The following is an 18,025-nucleotide window of genomic DNA, read 5'->3' as shown; positions in this document are numbered from 1 at the left end:
TGTTCCTGATAGACCGCTGCATCGCGAGCAAGCCCGCTCCCACAGATTGTGTTTGCCCAGGGCTCAGGCGTTTTTGGGCAACACCACCGTAAACGTCGTGCCCTCGGCTTCGGTCGAGGTCACGTCGATGCTGCCCTGGTGGGCGTCCACCACTTCCTTGATGATAAACAACCCCAGGCCCAGGCTGGTGGATGTACCCGGCTGGGTCAGGTCTTCGCTCGGGCTGCGCACCAGCGGGTCGAACAGGGTGCCCAGGGCGTCTTCGGCGATGGGCATGCCCAGGTTGTGCACGCGCAAGGTCACCGCTTCGCTGTCCCCGCTCAGGTGCAATGTCACCTTGCCCCGGCGCGCACCGTGCTGCAGGGCATTGCCGATCAGGTTTTGCAGCAGTTGCCCCAACCGGCGCGGATCCCAGTGCCCTTGCACATCACCTTCGACCTGCAGTGCCGGCGCGCAATCCGGTTGCCCGGCGCAGGCTTCATCCAGCGCCGCCTGGCAGGCCTGGGCAAGGTCCATCGGCTCGGGCTCGATCGGCAGGCTGGTGCCTAGACGGCTGCGCACAAACTCCAGCAGGTCATTGACCATCGCGCCCATATGCCGCGTGCCGTTTCTGATGGCCAGCAGATAAGGCTGCGCCGCAGGGTCAAGGCTGGTTTTGCGCTCCAGCATTTCACTGGACATGCTCACTGCCTGCAACGGTGCGCGCAGGTCATGACCCAGGATGGCAAGGAAGATGTCGCGTGAGCGATTGACCTGTTCGGCATAGGCCGCGGTGGACTCGGCCAGGGCCTGGTCAATGGCTTCGTTGAAGCGGATCATGTCGCGCAGGTGCTCGTGGGCCGGGGCCTGGATGCTGGCGACCCACAGGCGGATGACGCAGGCGCGCAGGTGGCGGAACTCCGAAGTCATCTGCACCAGATCAAAACCCACGGTATGGCGCAGTTCGCCGTGGCTGGCAGCTGCTTCATCCAGCGCAGGGCTCGTTTCGGGGCCTTCACCCTCGGCCTTGGCCTGCTGCTCGCTGGCCGTTTGCGCGGTGTTCATGTCCCGCGAAGCAGCCAGCAGGATTTCCCTGGCATGGTCGCGCAGCGCGACGCTGTTCATGGATTCGGCTGCCGGGGTGATGGTTTCGGCAAACTGCTCCCATTCATCGACGATGCGATCTACATTGAGCACGATGAATTCAGATAGGCCCATGGCCACACGCCTTGCTGCAAGAGCGGTTGTAAAAAATGGAGCCGCATCTTAACGCCAAATGCAGCGTTCCAGTACAACCGCCAATCCCCCTGCAAATACGGGGTGTCAGAACAGGAAGTAGCGCTGTGCCATCGGCAGGACCTCGGCCGGTTCACACCACAGCAATACACCGTCGGCCTTGACCTGATAGGTCTGCGGGTCGACTTCGATCGCGGGCAGATAGCCGTTGTGGATCAGATCCTTTTTCTGCACATCCCGGCAGCCCTTTACCACCGCGATTTGCTTTTGCAAACCCAGCGCTGCGGGGACGCCCGCGTCAAACGCGGCCTGGCTGATAAAGGTCAGGCAGGTGGCGTGGCGCGAGCCGCCGTAGCTGGCGAACATCGGGCGATAGTGAACCGGTTGCGGCGTGGGGATCGAGGCGTTGGCATCGCCCATCAGGCTTGCCGCAATGGCCCCGCCCTTGATGATCAACGTCGGTTTGACGCCGAAAAACGCCGGGCGCCACAGCACCAGGTCGGCCCACTTGCCGACTTCGATCGAGCCCACTTCATGGCTTACGCCATGGGTGATCGCCGGGTTGATGGTGTATTTGGCGATATAGCGCTTGGCGCGGAAGTTATCGTTGCCCGGTGCATCTTCAGGCAGCGGCCCGCGCTGTTTTTTCATCTTGTCGGCAGTTTGCCAGGTGCGCGTGATCACTTCACCCACCCGGCCCATGGCCTGGCTGTCGGAGCTGATCATCGAGAACGCGCCCAGGTCATGGAGGATGTCTTCGGCGGCGATGGTCTCGCGGCGGATCCGGCTTTCGGCGAAAGCCACGTCCTCGGCGATGCTCGGGTCGAGGTGATGGCAGACCATCAGCATGTCGAGGTGTTCGTCGATGGTGTTGCGGGTAAAGGGCCGCGTCGGGTTGGTTGAGCTGGGCAGCACGTTGGTCAGGCCGCAGGCCTTGATGATGTCCGGCGCATGCCCGCCACCGGCACCCTCGGTGTGATAGGTGTGGATGGTGCGGCCCTTGAAGGCGGCGAGGGTGGTTTCGACAAAGCCCGATTCGTTCAGGGTGTCGCTGTGGATCGCCACTTGCACGTCATAGAGGTCGGCAACGGTCAGGCAGTTGTCGATGGACGCCGGGGTGGTGCCCCAGTCTTCGTGCAGCTTGAGGCCGATGGCTCCGGCTTCGACCTGTTCGATCAGCGGTTGCGGCAGGCTGGCGTTGCCCTTGCCGGTAAAGCCCATGTTCATCGGGAACGAATCGGCGGCTTGAAGCATGCGCGCCATGTGCCACGGCCCCGAAGTGCAGGTGGTGGCATTGGTGCCGGTGGCCGGGCCGGTACCGCCGCCGATCATGGTGGTCACGCCGCTGTTGAGCGCTTCTTCGATCTGTTGCGGGCAGATAAAGTGGATATGGGTGTCGATGCCGCCTGCGGTGAGGATCATGCCTTCGCCGGCGATCACTTCGGTGCTGGCGCCGATGGCGATGGTGACGTTGGGCTGGATATCCGGGTTGCCGGCCTTGCCGATGGCGTGGATGCGCCCGTTCTTGAGGCCCACATCGGCTTTGACGATGCCCCAGTGATCGATAATCAGCGCATTGGTGATCAGCGTGTCGACCACTTCACTGGCGAGCAGTTGGCTCTGCCCCATGCCGTCACGAATCACCTTGCCACCGCCGAACTTCACTTCTTCGCCGTAGGTGGTGAAGTCGTGCTCGACCTCAATCCACAACTCGGTGTCGGCCAGGCGGATCTTGTCGCCGACGGTGGGGCCGAACATGTCGGCGTAAGCCTGACGGGAGATTTTCATGGTGAGTTCCTAAAAATTGGTTCGGACCCTGTGGGTCAATCCAGATTGCCCATCACCCGCCCGGCGAAGCCGAACACCCGGCGCAGACCGGCCAGTTCCACCAGTTCCACTTCACGGGTTTGCCCCGGCTCGAAGCGCACGGCGGTGCCGGCCGGAATGTTCAGGCGCATGCCGCGACTGTCGCCACGGTCAAACATCAGGGCGTCGTTGGTTTCAAAAAAGTGATAATGCGAGCCGACCTGGATCGGGCGGTCGCCACGATTGGCTACGCTCAGGACCAGGGTGCGGCGGCCGACGTTCAGTTCGATCTCGCCCGACTCAATGCGGTATTCGCCCGGGATCATTGCGGCTCACTCAGGGTCTTGAAGTAGATGGCCGTGGGGCTGTAGTGGCCGTCGGGGCTTTGGCAGTAGTTGGGCAACTCGCCCACGCGGGTGTAGCCCAGGGCACTGTAGAAGTTCTCCGCCGGGGAGCCGGCTTCGGTGTCCAGGTGCAACAGGCCGCGCTTTTGCTCGCGGGCGCCTTGCTCCAGGGCGTGGATCAGTACCTGGCCCAGGCCGCGGCGACGCACTTCATTGAGCACCAGCAGTTTTTGCACCTCGGCACGGTTCAGGCCGTTGGCCTTCTGGCACAGCACCAGTTGCACGCTGGCCAGCACGCGCTGGTCTTCGACCAGTACCCACAGCAGCAGATTGCCTTGTTCCAGTTGCCCGTGAACTTCGTTGAAGTAACGGCTGGCCTGAGGCTGATCCAGGTCGTTCATGAAACCCACCGATGCACCGTGCCCGACCGCATCGAGCAGCAGCACAATCAAGTCATCGCGGTATTGAGCAAAGCTCTGCGCCGTCACGCGTACCACCTGTTCGGCGTTCATTGTGCGAGCTCCTTGGGCGGCAGGGCGCCGGGGTTAAGCATCAGTTGCATAAAAGTCAGGTCTAGCCAGCGGCCGAACTTGATCCCCACTTGCGGCATGCGCCCGCTGGTGACAAAGCCCAGTTGCCTGTGGACATGGATCGAGGCCGCGTTGGCGCCTTCGATGGCGGCGACCATCACATGCTTGTCGCAGGCACGGGCGCGCTTGATCAACTCGGCCAGCAACTGTGGCCCGAGTTTTTTGCCGCGCTGCTCGGGGTGGATATACACCGAGTGCTCAACGGTATGGCGAAAGCCCTCGAACGGCCGCCAGTCGCCGAACGAGGCATAGCCCAGGGCGATATTGGTGTCGTCGACGATCACCAGAATCGGGTAACCCTGGGCCTGTCGTGCGTCGAACCACCGCTGGCGGTTGTCCAGGTCTACGGTGTTTTCGTTCCATATGGCCAGGGTGTTGAGCACCGCATCGTTGTAGATGTCGCGAATCGCCGGCAGATCCGCCGCGACTGCATCACGAATGACATAAGACATGCTCGGCCTCAGGCGATGGGTTGGTGGACGGTGACCAGCTTGGTGCCATCCGGGAAGGTGGCTTCGACCTGGATATCGGGGATCATTTCCGGAATGCCTTCCATCACCTGGTCGCGGGTCAGCAGGGTGGTGCCGTAGTGCATCAGCTCGGCGACGGTGCGGCCATCGCGGGCACCTTCGAGCAGGGCTGCGGAGATATAGGCGATGGTTTCCGGGTAGTTGAGAATCACACCGCGGGCCAACCGACGCTCGGCCAGCAGGCCGGCGGTGAAGATCAGCATCTTGTCTTTTTCGCGTGGAGTCAGGTCCATGGTCGGGTCCGTGTTCGGCAGTTAAAAATGAGTCGGGCCTTGGCCCTCACCCTCTCCCAGAGGGAGAGGGGCTCTTCAGGTACTCCAGATGCGTGGCGCCAACGCCTCGCGCCCCAGCAATGCCGGGCGCAGCAAGCGCCATAAATCGATCAGCCAGCTGCGCGCCTGCAAGGCTTCACTGGCCAGGCAGCGCGCTACCAGTAGACCCGGTAATTGAGTCAAATCACCGCGCACCGGGTTGGCCAGCGCGCGGCAGCGTTCCAGCAGCTCGGCACTGACTTCACCCGTTACCAGCAAGGTGGCAAACACCGGGTTGCCATCCAGGCCGATGGGCGAATCCAGCAGCCCGTCGCCGCCTGCAATGCGCTGGCGTTCATGCCAGAGCAACTGGCCGTCGCGGCGGATATCCAGGCGTGACTGAAAATGCCCGTGCTCAAAACGCTCGCCGCTGGCCAGCCGCCCCAACGCCACCATGTCCCAGTAAAACAGCCGTGCATCGCCTGCAAGTTCGATACGGGTGGTGAGTTCGGCCTGGGCTGCGCTGAACACGATGGTTTCTTGCGGTAGCCATTCCAGGGTCGCGCCGGCAGCCACGTTCAATTCGACTGTCTGGTAAGCCGGGCCCGCCGCGCGATACCACTTGGCCGCGCCGGGGCTGGTCAATTGCGCCCAGGCATCGGGGCCGACGCTGGCGCTGATATTCAGTTGGTCACCCCCGGCAATCCCCCCCGGCGGGTGGACGATGATGTGCTGGCACACCTCGGGGCCTTCGGCGTACAAATGCTTTTGCACCCGCAACGGGCCGAGGTGGCGCCGCAGGGTAGGGCGGGTGCTGTCGCCAAAACGGCCATAGCCCAGCTCCAGCTCGGCGAGCCAGCTGGGGGTGAACAATGCGGTATTGGCCGGCAGGTTCATATGTAGGACTTCTTTGTAAGAAAAGCACCAGGAAAGAGGGGCAGATTAAATCGTCACCAGCCCGCGCACACCCTCTGTTTGCATATTTTCACCACGCCCCTGCTGCACGATTTCACCTCGCGACATCACCAGATACTGATCGGCGAGCTCCTCGGCAAAGTCATAAAACTGCTCCACCAGCAAAATCGCCATATCGCCGCGGGCGGCGAGCATTTTGATCACTGCGCCGATCTCCTTGATCACCGAGGGCTGGATGCCTTCGGTGGGTTCGTCGAGGATCAACAGGCGCGGGCGGCTGGCCAGGGCGCGACCAATGGCCAGCTGTTGCTGCTGGCCACCGGACAAATCGCCGCCGCGCCGGTGTTTCATTTGCAGCAGCACCGGGAACAGTTCGTAGATAAACGCCGGCACTTCCCTGGCCTCGGCGCCGGGAAAGCGCGACAGGCCCATCAGCAGGTTTTCTTCCACCGTCAGGCGCCCGAAAATCTCCCGGCCCTGGGGCACATAGGCGATCCCGGCGTGGACCCGCTGATGAGGCTTGAGCGTGGTGATGGGCTGGCCCTCCCACTGCACGCTGCCTTCCTTGACCGGCAACAGGCCCATCAGGCATTTGAGCAGGGTGGTCTTGCCCACGCCATTACGGCCGAGCAGGCAGGTGACTTCACCGACTTTGAGCTCGAAGGACAGGCCGCGAAGGATATGACTGCCGCCGTAGTATTGGTGCAGTTTTTCGACGTTAAGCATGTTCAGTTCTCTCCATGCCCCCTGTGGGAGCGGGCAGTTTTCAGCGACCCAGGTAGACTTCGATCACCCGTTCATCCGCCTGCACCTGCTCCAGCGAGCCTTCGGCCAATACGCTGCCCTGGTGCAGCACGGTGACGTGGTCGGCAATCGAGCCGACAAAGCCCATGTCATGCTCCACCACCATCAGCGAATGTTTGCCCGCCAGGCTCTTGAACAGCTCGGCGGTGAATTCGGTTTCGGCATCGGTCATGCCCGCCACCGGCTCGTCGAGCAACAGCAGTTGCGGGTCCTGCATCAACAACATGCCGATTTCCAGAAACTGTTTCTGCCCGTGGGACAACAGCCCCGCAGGCCGCAGGGCCGAGCCGGTCAGGCGGATGGTATGCAGCACTTCGCCGATACGGTCCTTTTGCTCTCCTGTCAGTTTCGCGCGCAGGCTGGCCCACACCGACTTGTCGGTCTTCTGCGCCAGCTCCAGGTTCTCGAACACGCTCAGGGCCTCGAATACCGTGGGCTTCTGGAACTTTCGGCCAATCCCGGCCTGGGCGATCTGTACTTCGCTCATCTGGCGCAGGTCGAGGGTTTCGCCAAACCAGGCCTGGCCTTCGCTGGGCCGGGTCTTGCCGGTGATCACATCCATCATGGTGGTCTTGCCCGCACCATTGGGGCCGATGATGCAGCGCAGTTCACCGACGCCGATATACAGGTTGAGGTTGTTCAGGGCCTTGAAGCCATCGAAGCTGACGCTGATGTCTTCCAGGGTCAGGAGGGTGCCGTGGCGGGTGTTCAGGCCCGGCCCGGCGGCTTGTCCCAGGCCGATGGCGTCGCGACTGCTGCCAGCGTCCAGCACCGGTTCGAGCATGAATTCGGCGGTCGGTGTGATTCTCATTGTTCGCCCCTCTTCTTCAGCAGGCCGATCACGCCTTTTGGCAGGTACAGGGTCACGACGATAAACAGCGCCCCGAGAAAGAACAGCCAGTATTCGGGGAAGGCCACGGTAAACCAGCTTTTCATGCCATTGACCACGCCTGCCCCCAGCAGCGGGCCGATCAGGGTGCCGCGCCCGCCGAGGGCGACCCATACGGCGGCTTCGATGGAGTTGGTCGGCGACATTTCACCCGGGTTGATAATGCCCACCTGGGGCACATACAAGGCCCCGGCCAGGCCGCACAGCACGGCGCTCAGTACCCAGACGAACAGCTTGAAACCGCGCGGGTCGTAGCCGCAGAACATCAGGCGGTTTTCCGCGTCGCGCAGTGCGGTCAATACCCGGCCGAACTTGCTGCGCGCCAGTCGCCAGCCAAGGAACAGGCTGGTCACCAGCAGCAGCACGGTGGCCAAAAACAGCGCCGCGCGTGTGCCCGGCTCGGTGATGCCAAAGCCCAGAATACTGCGAAAATTGGTGAAGCCGTTGTTGCCGCCAAAGCCGGTTTCGTTGCGGAAAAACAGCAGCATTCCGGCGAAGGTCAGGGCCTGGGTCATGATCGAGAAGTACACGCCCTTGATCCGCGAGCGAAAGGCGAAAAAGCCGAACACCAGGGCCAGCAGGCCGGGGGCCAATACCACCAGACACATTGCCCACCAGAAATGCTCGGTACCGACCCAGTACCATGGCAGCTCGGTCCACGACAAAAAGGTCATAAAGGCCGGCAGCTCGTCGCCCGAGGCCTGGCGCATCAGGTACATACCCATTGCGTAACCGCCCAGGGCGAAGAACAGGCCATGGCCGAGCGACAGCAGCCCGGCGTAGCCCCAGACCAGATCCAGGGCCAGGGCGACAATGGCGTAGCAGAGAATCTTGCCCACCAGCGTCAGCGTGTAGGCCGAGACCTGCAACGGGCTGTCGGCGGGCAACAGCGAGAGCAGCGGCAGGGCCAGCAATACCAGCAGGACCAGAACGCCCACCAGTGTAGTGACCGCAGGTCCGGCCTTTTGTGCAGCAGTGACCATCAGAGGCTGATTCATCAGTCGATCACCCGTCCTTTAAGCGCGAAGAGCCCCTGCGGACGCTTCTGGATAAACAGAATGATCAGTCCCAGGATCAGGATTTTGCCCAGCACGGCACCGATCTGCGGTTCGAGGATCTTGTTGGCGATACCCAGGCCAAAGGCCGCATACACAGTACCGGCCAATTGGCCGACGCCGCCCAGCACCACCACCAGAAACGAGTCGATGATGTAGCCCTGTCCCAGATCCGGGCCCACGTTGCCGACCTGGCTCAAGGCCACGCCGCCAAGTCCGGCAATCCCCGAGCCCAGGCCGAAGGCGAGCATGTCCACGCGCCCGGTGGGTACACCGCAGCAGGCAGCCATGTTGCGGTTCTGGGTAACGGCGCGCACGTTGAGGCCCAAACGGGTCTTGTTCAGCAGCAGCCAGGTCAGTACCACCACGGCCAGGGCGAAGACGATGATCACCAGACGGTTATACGGCAACACCAGGTTGGGCAGCACTTGCAGCCCGCCCGACAGCCAGGCCGGGTTGGCCACTTCGACGTTTTGCGCGCCGAACAGCACACGTACCAGCTGGATCAAAATCAGGCTGATGCCCCAGGTGGCAAGCAATGTCTCCAGCGGGCGGCCGTAGAGGTGACGGATGATGGTGCGCTCCAGCAGCATGCCCACGGCTGCGGTAACGAAGAACGCCACGGGCAGGGCCAGCAGCGGGTAGAACTCGATGGCGCCGGGAGCAAAGCGCTGGAACAGCAACTGCACGCAGTAGGTGGAATAGGCGCCGAGCATCAGCATTTCGCCGTGGGCCATATTGATCACCCCCAGCAGGCCAAAGGTGATGGCCAGGCCGAGTGCAGCCAGCAGCAGGATCGATCCGAGGGACAAACCGCTGAACGCCTGCCCCAGCAGGTCGCCGATCAGCAGCTTGCGTTTGATTTGCACCAGGCTGGTTTCGGCGGCGGTGTGCACGCTGGCATCGGTTTCTACCCCTGGTTGCAGCAGGTTTTCGAGGCGGGTCCGGGCCAGCGGTTCGCCAGTTTCGCCCAGCAGGCGCACGGCGGCCAGACGCACGGCAGGGTTGGGGTCGACCAATTGCAGATTGGCCAGCGCCAGGCTTAATGCGCTGTGCACATCGCTGTCCTTTTCAGCGGCCAGTTGTTGGTCGAGGAAATTGAGTTGCGCCGGTTTGGCGGATTTCTGCAATTGTTGCGCTGCGCTCAAGCGCAGCTTGGGGTCGGCTGCCAGCAGTTGATGGCTGGCCAGTGCGGTATCGATCAAGCCGCGCAAGCGGTTGTTCAGGCGCAGGGTTTTAACCTGGCCGTCTACGCTGATCTGGCCTTGTTGCAGGCTATTGATCAGCTCTACACGGGCGGGTGCCGGTTGTGCCGCCCAGCTTTCGAGTAGCGTGGCTTGCTGTGAGTTAGTGGCGGCGGCGAAGTCGCTGGCGTCGTCGGCGTGGGCGGCCAGGGGCAGCAACAGCAGTAGCGCGACGATAACGCGGTAAAGGGCAGTGGGCATAGTTATGGCCTTGCACAGATAGAAGCAATTCAACACACCTGTGGGAGCGGGCTTGCTCGCGATGCAGGCAACGCGGTCTTTCAGTCAAACCGTGTTGACTGCATCGCGAGCAAGCCCGCTCCCACAAAAGCACAACGATGAGGCTGGCCTCAGTTACTCTTCACCGCGTAATCCGGCTTCTTGTCATTGCCCGGGATGTAAGGGCTCCACGGCTGGGCGCGGATCGGCCCTTCGGTCTGCCATACCACGCTGAACTGCCCGTCCGGCTGGATCTCGCCGATCATTACCGGCTTGTGCAGGTGATGGTTGGTCTTGTCCATGGTCAGGGTGTAGCCCGAAGGCGCGGCAAAGGTCTGGCCCGCCAGGGCTTCGCGCACCTTGTCGACATCGGTGGACTTGGCTTTTTCGGCCGCCTGGGCCCACATGTGAATGCCCACGTAGGTGGCTTCCATCGGGTCGTTGGTCACGGCCTTGTCGGCGCCCGGCAGGTTGTGTTTTTTGGCGTAGGCTTTCCAGTCAGCCACGAATTTGGCGTTGACCGGGTTCTCTACCGACTGGAAGTAGTTCCACGCCGCCAGGTTACCCACCAGCGGTTTGGTGTCGATGCCGCGCAGCTCCTCTTCACCCACCGAGAACGCGATCACCGGCACGTCGGTCGCTTTCAGGCCCTGGTTGGCCAGCTCTTTATAGAAGGGCACGTTGGAGTCACCGTTGACCGTGGAGATCACCGCTGTCTTGCCGCCCGCCGAGAACTTTTTGATATTGGCCACGATGGTCTGGTAGTCGCTGTGGCCAAACGGGGTGTAGACCTCTTCGATGTCCTTGTCGGCCACGCCTTTGGAATGCAGGAATGCGCGCAGGATCTTGTTGGTGGTGCGCGGGTACACGTAGTCGGTGCCCAGCAGCACAAAACGTTTGGCGCTGCCGCCGTCTTCGCTCATCAGGTATTCCACCGCTGGAATCGCTTGCTGGTTCGGCGCCGCGCCGGTGTAGAAGACGTTGGGCGACATCTCTTCGCCTTCGTATTGCACCGGGTAGAACAGCAGGCCGTTGAGTTCTTCAAACACCGGCAGTACCGATTTGCGCGACACCGATGTCCAGCAGCCGAACACCACCGCAACCTTGTCCTGAGTCAGCAACTGACGGCCCTTTTCGGCAAACAGTGGCCAGTTGGAGGCCGGGTCGACCACTACGGGTTCGAGCATCTTGCCGTTGACACCGCCCTTGGCGTTGATCTCGTCAATGGTCATCAGCGCCATGTCTTTGAGCGAGGTTTCGGAGATCGCCATGGTTCCGGACAACGAATGCAAAATCCCTACTTTGATGGTCTCGGCGGCTTGCACCGTCCAGGTCATGCCCATGGCTGCGATGGAGGCGCTCAGGGTGAAAGCCTTGATCAAGCTACGACGCTTCATGGTGCGATCTCCAGGTCTCTGATTTTTAGTGATGAATTCAATGACTGGAGAGGTCTTTAGCAAAGGCTGTGCCTATACCTGAAAAGGGCTCTGGAACAGTATTTTGCGCGAAGAGTGGGCGCGACGACGCACCCGTTTGGTGCCGCCGGGAAGGCGTGGTGCGGGGTTATGCTTCACCTTGGTGCTTTGCGGGTTTGACTCACTACCGCCCTGTCAGGCGGTGTTAGCGTTTGCGCATCAACCCGATAAAAAACAGCCCGCCAATCGCCGCCGTGGCCACGCCTATGGGCAGGTCTTCGGGGGCGATCAGGGTGCGTGCCGCCACGTCGACCCAGACCAGGAACACACTGCCCAGCAAGGCGGATACCGGCAGCAGACGTCGATGCTCCGCGCCCACCAGGCGGCGGGCGATATGCGGAATCATCAGCCCGACAAAACCAATGGAGCCACTGATGGCCACCAGCACGCCGGTCATCAGCGAGGCGATCAAAAATACCCGCAGGCGCACATTGCGCGCATTCAAGCCCAGGGTCACGGCGGTTTGTTCGCCGGCCATCAGGGCATTCAGCGGGCGTGCCATACCCAGCAGCAACACCAGCCCCAGCAGCACGCTAGCGCTGGGGATGGCCAGCAGCTCCCAGCGCGCCAGTCCCAGCCCGCCGAGCATCCAGAACAGCACCGCGGAACTGGCCCGGTGGTCGCCCAGAAACAGCAGGGTATTGGCCACGGCCATCATCACAAAGGATACGGCCACGCCGCACAACAGCAAACGGTCGCTGTCGAGCCGGCCGTGTCGGCTGGCGATGGCCAGTACCAGAGCCATGCTCAACAGCGCCCCGATAAATGCGGCAATGGGCAGGGTCAGCAGCCCGACGATTTCGCCCACATGCAGCACCACAATCACCGCACCCAGCGTGGCGCCGCTGGTCACACCCAGCAGGTGCGGGTCGGCCAGGGGGTTGCGGGTCACGGCCTGCAACACCGCGCCGATCAGTGCCAGCCCTGCGCCCACCAGCGCCCCCAGCAACATGCGCGGCACGCGGATCAGCCACACGATATGTTCCTGGCCCGCGCTCCAGTTAACGTCGCCGATGCCAAACAGCTTGTGCAGCAGAATCTGCCACACCACGTCCACTGGCACCCGCGCCGGGCCAAAACCCAGCGAAACCACACACGACACCAGCAGCAATGCGCCAAGACCAGTCAGCAACAGGGCGTAGCGGCTGGCCATCATTGCGGGTGAAAGCCTTTAGCCAGGGTTTCGATGGCGAGCACGTTGTCGATGCCCGGCGTGGCCTGCACATAAGGGATAACGATAAAGCGCTTGTTACGGATCGCGTCTACCGATTGCAGCGCCGGGTTGGTTTCCAGGAAGCGTTGTTTCTGCTCGGCGGTGACCTCGCTGTAATCAACGATCACGATGACTTCGGGGTTGCGCTCGACCACGGTTTCCCAATTGATACGGGTCCAGCTGGCGTCGATATCGCTGAGGATATCGTTGCCACCGGCGGCTTCGATCAATGCGTGGGGGATACCCAGTTTGCCCGAAGTCATGGCCCGGTCTTCACCGCTGTCATACAGGAAAACCCGGGGCTTCGAGGTGGGCAGGGTGTTTTGGACGTCTGCAATTTTTGCCTGCATCTGGGCGATCAACGCACTGGCGCGATCCTGCACGTCGAAGATCCTGCCCAGGTTGCGCAGGTCGTTATAGGTGTCTTCCATGCTGGCGGGCGGGCGCTTCATCACAAATGCGCAGGACTCGGTCAGCTCATACACATTGATGCCCAGCGGGGTCAGGGTTTGCGGCGTGAGGTCGCCGCCCACGCGCATGCCGTAGTCCCAGCCGGCGAAGAAGAAATCGACGTTGGCATTGAGCAGGGTTTCCACTGACGGGTATTTGCTCGCCAGTTCCGGCAGACCATCGAGGATCACTTTCATCTGCGGGGTCACGGCCTTCCACCCGCTGATCCCGCTGTAGCCGGCCATGTGTGGCTTGAGACCGAGGGCGAGCATCATCTGGGTCATGTTGATGTCATGGCTGACCGCGTGTTTGGGGGCCTGGTCGAAGGTCACGTCGCGATTGCAACTCTTGATAGTCAGCGGGTACTGCGTGGCCTCGGCAAAGGCCAGGGGCGAGGCGAGCACTGCGCCCAGGCAGAGGGCGAAACGAATCAGGTTCATGCGTGGGTTATCCAGGTTATGCGCGGGTAGCCGGACAGCGGATGGTCGTCGATCAGGGCCGCCACGCCAAACACGTCGCGCAACAGCTCCACAGTCAAGACTTCACGGGGCGTGCCGCTGGCGATGATCTTGCCGTGGTCAATGACGTACAGCCGGTCACAAAAGGCAGCGGCCAGATTGAGGTCGTGGATGCTGGCCAGGGTGCCGATGTTCAGGCGCTTGACCAGTTGCAGCAACTCCAGCTGATAGCGCGGGTCGAGGTGATTGGTGGGCTCGTCGAGGATCAGCAGTTCGGGTTGCTGGGTCAGGGCACGGGCCAGGATCACCCGTTGTTTTTCGCCGCCCGAGAGGGTAGCGAAAGCGTGGTCTTCAAAACCCTGCAGGCCGACGGATGCGAGGGCGTTTGTGGCCAGTTGGCGATCAGCTTGGGTGTCGCCATCGAACAGGCCTTTGTGCGGGGTACGGCCCATGGCGACCACTTCATCGACGGTCAGGCCGAAAGTGTCGGGGAATTCTTGCAACACCACGGCGATGCGTTGCGCGCACCAGCGGGGTGATTGCTGCCAGAGATTGTGGCGGTCGAGCTGGACAGTGCCCGATTGCGGCTTGCTGAAACGGTAGGCGCAGCGCAACAGGCTGGTCTTGCCGCTGCCGTTGGGCCCGATCAGCCCCACAAACTCACCCGCCGCGACATGCAGGTTGGCATCACGCAGCTGGAACTGGTGATGGCAATGGCCGTGGCCCAGAGGGCTCCAGGCGAGCTGGGTGAGGGTGAGGCGGGTCATAAAAGTCCGGTTGTTCTTTAAAGTCAAAAGCCCCTCACCCTAGCCCTCTCCCTCCGGGAGAGGGTTGGGGTGAGGGCCAGCGGTTAAAAGGTGTAATCAGCCGTCACGAAAAACGAACGCGGTTCGCCCATGATCCATTGCTGGCCGCCATTGTATTGGGTTACGGCGTACTGGCGGTCGAACAAATTGTTCAAACGCAAACCCAGGGTGGTTTTGGGCATCGCTTTCCAGCTCACGCTGGCGTCTACCACGGTGTAGCTCGGCAGCTCGACGTTGTTGGCCATGTCGGCATAACGCGAGTCGACATAGCGCACGCCGGCACCGGCACTTACATCATCGTTGATGGCCTTGCTCAACCACAGATTGGCGGTGCGACGGGGTACGTCGGTGGGGCGGTTGCCTTTGCGCGATACGCCTTCATCGTCGAACTTGTCGTACTGCGCGCGCACCACCGAGGCGTTGGCTTGCAACGCCCAGCGCTGCGGCAGTTGCAGGTCAAGGCTGGCTTCCAGGCCGCTGGAGGACTGCTCGCCCACTTGCAGCGTATTGCCCGGGATATTCGGGTCGGAGGTCAGCAGGTCTTTTTTGACGATGTGATAGGCCGCCAGGGTCCATTCGCCGCGCTGATTCCAGAACATCTGCTTGAAGCCGATTTCGGTCTGGCGCGCATGGGCCAGTTCGAAGTTTTGCTGCTTCTCGCTCAGGCTGATCAAGCCGCCCACGCCATCAACGCTGGTGGCTTGCTGGGCATAGATCGACATGTCCGGTGTCAGTTCGTATACCAACCCGACTTTCCAGCTGTTGGCCGACAGGCTGCGGTCAGTTCGAGTGGCGTCGCCATTGACCGCGAAGTCATCGCGGTCCAGATGCACGATATCGCGGCGCACGCCGGTGACCAGGGACAGTTGATCGGTCAACTCGGTGCGGTTTTCGGCAAACAGCGAAACCTGTTGCGTGGTGGTGGTGTATTGATCGCGGTACGGCGAGTCACTTTCAAATTCGCCACGATCCGGGTGGTACAGGTCAATCGGCTGACCGTTTTCATTCACGTCTTTATACGGCGAGTTGCTGTGCAGGTTGAAGTGGATGCGGTTGTAATCCGCGCCCACCAGGGTTCTGCTTTCAAGGCCGAACAGGTCGTGGTTGAGGGTGAAGGTCTGGCGGTCGCCGACTTGTTCCTGCTCGTGCTTGATGCTGAAGTAGCCCCTGCGCAGCAAGGTCTGCTGACTTTCATTCCAGGCGTGGTTTTCGGCGTTCTGCCAGCGGCGTTGGGCCTTGAGGTAATACAGCTCGTTGTTGGCACTGAGGGCGTCGTTGATCTGCCATTCAGTATTGAGGCGCGTCCACTGGTCGTTGTAATGCAGTTTTGCATCGCGCACGTTGTAGTTCTTGTCCCGCAGGCTCTGGTGATACCGGCCATTGATCAGCGGTACGCCGAAATCGTTTTGCGGCTCCTGATCGCCATAGTCGTGGCTCAGGGTAAACGCCAGGTCATCGCTGGCCTGCCAGCGCAGAGCGGCGCTGACAAAGGTGTTTTCGGAGTCGCCGTGGTCGATCCAGCCATTGCTCTGGACGTGGTTGATATTCAACCGATAGCTCAGGGTATCGGTCAGCGAGCCGCCGCTGTCGAGTGCCTGCTGGCGGGTATCGTACGAGCCGTAGCCCACACGGACATGGTTTTCTATGGCACCGGAGAAGGGTTTTTTCGGGATTACGTTAATCACTGCGCCGGTAGCGCCTTCGCCATACAGCACCGAGGCCGGGCCGCGCAGCACGTCGATGCGTTCCACCGACCAGTCGTCCACCGGGAAGGTCACGGTGCCCGCGCCGCTGTACATGCGTACGCCGTCATAGAGCTGCATCACCGAGCCTTCGCCGACAAAGCCCCGGGCCGAATAGGCGGAGCCGCCGTTGCCCGGTGTGCCGGTGTTGCTGATGCCGGTGGTGCGGGTCACGGCGTCCTGCACGCTGCGGTCGCCACGGGCGCGGATTTGCGCGCCGGTCAGGCTTTCAACGCTGGCAGGCGTTTCGAGGCCGGTAAGGTTCAGGCGTGAACCGGCGCTGGTGGCGGTCTTGAGGTCGATGCTTTCAATCTCGACTTCAGGCGCGGTAACGCTCGCGGCAGGCAGCATCAGAGAGGGGGCGGCGTCATCGGCCTGGGCGCTGTTCAGCGCCAGCAGGCAGAGACTGGACAAAAAGTACTTGTTCATCAGGGCAGTGAGTCGCTTATTTCAGAGGGTGTCCCCGCTGCCTCCTGGCGGCGGGTGATGGAGCTTAAATGGTTTTGTTATACAGTAACACTTATTTCGCGCATGATATTGGCGTGCCATTATAGGGGTGGCTCTGCAATGCGCCTCTCGGATGGTTCATGCTGGTTATGAAAGGCGCTCATCCGGCCGTAGTTTGCGCACCATCAGCCATAACCGGTCGAGCCCCCACACTGCGATCAACGAGGCGCCCACCAGCGGGAATGCGATAGCCAGAGCGAGCATGATGGCAACGCCGGCCTTCCAGGTCGGCAGGTCGTGACGCAGCGGCGGAACCCCCAAACCGCCTTGCGGGCGGCGCTTCCACCAGATCACCAGGCCGCTTACGGAACTGAGCAGGATCATCAGGCACACCAGCAGCATCACGATCTGGTTGAGCGGGCCGAACAGCTTGCCTTCGTGCAGCATCACGCCCATTTCGGTGGCGCGGGCGACATTGCTGTAATGCTGCCAACGCACGTCGGCCAGTACCGTGCCGGTGTATTGATCGACATGCAGGGTGGCGTCGTTACGCGGGTCGTCGGCGAATACGGCAATGGTGAATACGCCGGTGGCGGTGGTCGGCAGGGTGATGCTGTAGCCGGCCTCGACCTGGCGGGCCGTGGCGGTGTCGACCACCGCTTGCAGGGTGATGCCGGGGGCGGCGGGGCCTGAGGTGTGCGCGGCGTGGGCCATATGTTCGGCGTGGGCGCCGGAGACCGGCATCGGTGTGTTTTCCATTGCCCAGGGCACGGTCTGGCGATTGGCGGTATTGAGGCTGCGGGCCTCGATATCAGACTTCGGCACGTCGTTCCACATGGCTACCGGGAAACGGTTCCACAGGTCGGCATATTGCTTGCCCCAGAAGCCGGTCCAGGTCATGCCGCTGATCAACATGAACAGCAGCAAGGCGGCCCCCCAGAACCCTGTGACAACGTGAAGGTCGCGCCATAGCACGCGCCCGCGCCTGCTCAGGCGCGGCCATAGAATTCCGGCAGCCGATTGCCCCCGCGGCCACCACAGGAACAGGCCGGACACCACCAGCACCACGCCCCAGCCAGCGGCCAGTTCCACCAGCCGGTCGCCGAGGGTGCCGATCATCAATTCGCCGTGCAGGGCGCGCGCCACGGCTTGCAGGTTGAGCTTGGCATCCTGCTCGCCCAGCACCTGGCCGGTGTAGGGGTTGATAAACACATTGAGCTCGTGCCCGTCGTTGTGAACCACGAACTGGCCGCTGCGTTGCGGATTGATCGGCGGCAGGTACTGGCTGATATGGCCCTGTGGATAAGTGGCCTGCACACGGCTGAGTTGCTCATCGGCGCTGAGGCTGTGATGGGCCGGGGTGACGTTGAGCAGATGGTCGTACAGCAGTGGATCAAGCTGGGGTTTGAACAGGTAAATGATCCCGGTCAGGGCAAGCAGGATCATAAACGGGGCGACAAACAACCCGGCGTAGAAATGCCAGCGCCAGGCCAGGTTGTAGAAAGACGGTGTTGGTCGGCTCATGTGAGCGGCTCCGCAAGGTTGAAATTGTTGTCGTCAGCAAAGACCCTC

Annotated in this window: 17 protein-coding genes; all 17 read right to left on the bottom strand. The window is 61.9% G+C overall.

Features of this window, described 5'->3' with window-relative positions:
• Positions 1–63: 63 nt before the first annotated feature.
• The 17 genes from ACP7BE_RS19000 to ACP7BE_RS18920 all read right to left on the bottom strand — a co-directional run bounded on the left by ACP7BE_RS19000 (position 64) and on the right by ACP7BE_RS18920 (position 17,977).
• Entirely contained in the window at positions 64–1,197 is a 1,134-nt protein-coding gene (locus ACP7BE_RS19000) for a sensor histidine kinase (RefSeq protein WP_426106878.1), read from the bottom strand.
• Between the two features lie 105 nt (positions 1,198–1,302).
• Entirely contained in the window at positions 1,303–3,003 is a 1,701-nt protein-coding gene (gene ureC, locus ACP7BE_RS18995) for an urease subunit alpha (protein ID WP_095025263.1), read from the bottom strand.
• A gap of 35 nt (positions 3,004–3,038) precedes the next feature.
• Positions 3,039–3,347, bottom strand: a complete 309-nt coding sequence (locus ACP7BE_RS18990; protein WP_095000999.1) for an urease subunit beta — start codon at positions 3,345–3,347, stop codon at positions 3,039–3,041.
• On the bottom strand, positions 3,344–3,877 hold the full coding sequence (locus ACP7BE_RS18985) for a GNAT family N-acetyltransferase (RefSeq protein ID WP_095017663.1): 534 nt from the start codon (positions 3,875–3,877) through the stop codon (positions 3,344–3,346). The genes ACP7BE_RS18990 and ACP7BE_RS18985 overlap by 4 nt, the downstream gene beginning before the upstream one ends.
• Positions 3,874–4,407: a GNAT family N-acetyltransferase gene (locus ACP7BE_RS18980; protein WP_095038947.1), complete on the bottom strand. Its 534-nt coding sequence runs from the start codon at positions 4,405–4,407 to the stop codon at positions 3,874–3,876. The genes ACP7BE_RS18985 and ACP7BE_RS18980 overlap by 4 nt, the downstream gene beginning before the upstream one ends.
• An 8-nt stretch (positions 4,408–4,415) precedes the next feature.
• Complete coding sequence (gene ureA, locus ACP7BE_RS18975) at positions 4,416–4,718, bottom strand: urease subunit gamma (protein WP_016783355.1); 303 nt, start codon at positions 4,716–4,718, stop codon at positions 4,416–4,418.
• A gap of 75 nt (positions 4,719–4,793) precedes the next feature.
• A complete protein-coding gene (locus tag ACP7BE_RS18970; RefSeq protein ID WP_095017662.1) occupies positions 4,794–5,633 on the bottom strand; it encodes an urease accessory protein UreD in 840 nt (279 codons plus the stop codon).
• 45 nt (positions 5,634–5,678) lie between these two features.
• Positions 5,679–6,377 (bottom strand): urea ABC transporter ATP-binding subunit UrtE, encoded by a 699-nt coding sequence (urtE, locus tag ACP7BE_RS18965; RefSeq protein ID WP_095017661.1) that lies wholly within the window; start codon positions 6,375–6,377, stop codon positions 5,679–5,681.
• A 40-nt stretch (positions 6,378–6,417) separates the two neighbouring features.
• Complete coding sequence (gene urtD, locus ACP7BE_RS18960; RefSeq protein WP_095001004.1) at positions 6,418–7,266, bottom strand: urea ABC transporter ATP-binding protein UrtD; 849 nt, start codon at positions 7,264–7,266, stop codon at positions 6,418–6,420.
• Positions 7,263–8,342 carry an urea ABC transporter permease subunit UrtC gene (urtC, locus tag ACP7BE_RS18955; protein ID WP_095020797.1) on the bottom strand — a complete coding sequence of 360 codons (1,080 nt, stop codon included), beginning with the start codon at positions 8,340–8,342 and terminating at the stop codon, positions 7,263–7,265. The genes urtD and urtC overlap by 4 nt, the downstream gene beginning before the upstream one ends.
• The gene (urtB, locus tag ACP7BE_RS18950) at positions 8,342–9,844 is read right to left on the bottom strand and encodes an urea ABC transporter permease subunit UrtB (RefSeq protein ID WP_095017660.1); all 1,503 of its coding nucleotides are present in this window, start codon (positions 9,842–9,844) and stop codon (positions 8,342–8,344) included. The genes urtC and urtB overlap by 1 nt, the downstream gene beginning before the upstream one ends.
• A gap of 149 nt (positions 9,845–9,993) precedes the next feature.
• Positions 9,994–11,259: an urea ABC transporter substrate-binding protein gene (gene urtA, locus ACP7BE_RS18945; RefSeq protein WP_095017659.1), complete on the bottom strand. Its 1,266-nt coding sequence runs from the start codon at positions 11,257–11,259 to the stop codon at positions 9,994–9,996.
• Between the two features lie 223 nt (positions 11,260–11,482).
• The gene (locus ACP7BE_RS18940; RefSeq protein WP_095001008.1) at positions 11,483–12,493 is read right to left on the bottom strand and encodes a FecCD family ABC transporter permease; all 1,011 of its coding nucleotides are present in this window, start codon (positions 12,491–12,493) and stop codon (positions 11,483–11,485) included.
• The gene (locus ACP7BE_RS18935) at positions 12,490–13,440 is read right to left on the bottom strand and encodes an ABC transporter substrate-binding protein (RefSeq protein ID WP_095001009.1); all 951 of its coding nucleotides are present in this window, start codon (positions 13,438–13,440) and stop codon (positions 12,490–12,492) included. Before ACP7BE_RS18935 ends, ACP7BE_RS18940 begins: the two co-directional genes overlap by 4 nt.
• The gene (locus ACP7BE_RS18930) at positions 13,437–14,225 is read right to left on the bottom strand and encodes an ABC transporter ATP-binding protein (protein ID WP_095001010.1); all 789 of its coding nucleotides are present in this window, start codon (positions 14,223–14,225) and stop codon (positions 13,437–13,439) included. The genes ACP7BE_RS18935 and ACP7BE_RS18930 overlap by 4 nt, the downstream gene beginning before the upstream one ends.
• A gap of 83 nt (positions 14,226–14,308) precedes the next feature.
• The gene (locus ACP7BE_RS18925; RefSeq protein WP_426106871.1) at positions 14,309–16,435 is read right to left on the bottom strand and encodes a TonB-dependent receptor; all 2,127 of its coding nucleotides are present in this window, start codon (positions 16,433–16,435) and stop codon (positions 14,309–14,311) included.
• Between the two features lie 165 nt (positions 16,436–16,600).
• Positions 16,601–17,977, bottom strand: coding sequence for a PepSY-associated TM helix domain-containing protein (locus ACP7BE_RS18920; RefSeq protein WP_095025269.1), 1,377 nt, complete (start codon positions 17,975–17,977; stop codon positions 16,601–16,603).
• Between the last annotated feature and the right edge of the window lie 48 nt (positions 17,978–18,025).

This window comes from Pseudomonas sp. TWR1-1-3 (assembly GCF_049896805.1).
GTDB lineage: Bacteria > Pseudomonadota > Gammaproteobacteria > Pseudomonadales > Pseudomonadaceae > Aquipseudomonas > Aquipseudomonas bubulae.
The sequence above is the reverse complement of the archived record's forward strand: the minus strand, read 5'-3'. Positions and strand labels throughout refer to the sequence as shown.

Excerpts from the sequence above, each read along its gene's own strand:
- ACP7BE_RS19000 (WP_426106878.1), bottom strand. The coding sequence starts at position 1,197 with ATGGGCCTATCTGAATTCATCGTGCTCAATGTAGATCGCATCGTCGAT.
- ureC (WP_095025263.1), bottom strand. The coding sequence starts at position 3,003 with ATGAAAATCTCCCGTCAGGCTTACGCCGACATGTTCGGCCCCACCGTC.
- ACP7BE_RS18990 (WP_095000999.1), bottom strand. The coding sequence starts at position 3,347 with ATGATCCCGGGCGAATACCGCATTGAGTCGGGCGAGATCGAACTGAAC.
- ACP7BE_RS18985 (WP_095017663.1), bottom strand. The coding sequence starts at position 3,877 with ATGAACGCCGAACAGGTGGTACGCGTGACGGCGCAGAGCTTTGCTCAA.
- ACP7BE_RS18980 (WP_095038947.1), bottom strand. The coding sequence starts at position 4,407 with ATGTCTTATGTCATTCGTGATGCAGTCGCGGCGGATCTGCCGGCGATT.
- ureA (WP_016783355.1), bottom strand. The coding sequence starts at position 4,718 with ATGGACCTGACTCCACGCGAAAAAGACAAGATGCTGATCTTCACCGCC.
- ACP7BE_RS18970 (WP_095017662.1), bottom strand. The coding sequence starts at position 5,633 with ATGAACCTGCCGGCCAATACCGCATTGTTCACCCCCAGCTGGCTCGCC.
- urtE (WP_095017661.1), bottom strand. The coding sequence starts at position 6,377 with ATGCTTAACGTCGAAAAACTGCACCAATACTACGGCGGCAGTCATATC.
- urtD (WP_095001004.1), bottom strand. The coding sequence starts at position 7,266 with ATGAGAATCACACCGACCGCCGAATTCATGCTCGAACCGGTGCTGGAC.
- urtC (WP_095020797.1), bottom strand. The coding sequence starts at position 8,342 with ATGAATCAGCCTCTGATGGTCACTGCTGCACAAAAGGCCGGACCTGCG.
- urtB (WP_095017660.1), bottom strand. The coding sequence starts at position 9,844 with ATGCCCACTGCCCTTTACCGCGTTATCGTCGCGCTACTGCTGTTGCTG.
- urtA (WP_095017659.1), bottom strand. The coding sequence starts at position 11,259 with ATGAAGCGTCGTAGCTTGATCAAGGCTTTCACCCTGAGCGCCTCCATC.
- ACP7BE_RS18940 (WP_095001008.1), bottom strand. The coding sequence starts at position 12,493 with ATGATGGCCAGCCGCTACGCCCTGTTGCTGACTGGTCTTGGCGCATTG.
- ACP7BE_RS18935 (WP_095001009.1), bottom strand. The coding sequence starts at position 13,440 with ATGAACCTGATTCGTTTCGCCCTCTGCCTGGGCGCAGTGCTCGCCTCG.
- ACP7BE_RS18930 (WP_095001010.1), bottom strand. The coding sequence starts at position 14,225 with ATGACCCGCCTCACCCTCACCCAGCTCGCCTGGAGCCCTCTGGGCCAC.
- ACP7BE_RS18925 (WP_426106871.1), bottom strand. The coding sequence starts at position 16,435 with ATGAACAAGTACTTTTTGTCCAGTCTCTGCCTGCTGGCGCTGAACAGC.
- ACP7BE_RS18920 (WP_095025269.1), bottom strand. The coding sequence starts at position 17,977 with ATGAGCCGACCAACACCGTCTTTCTACAACCTGGCCTGGCGCTGGCAT.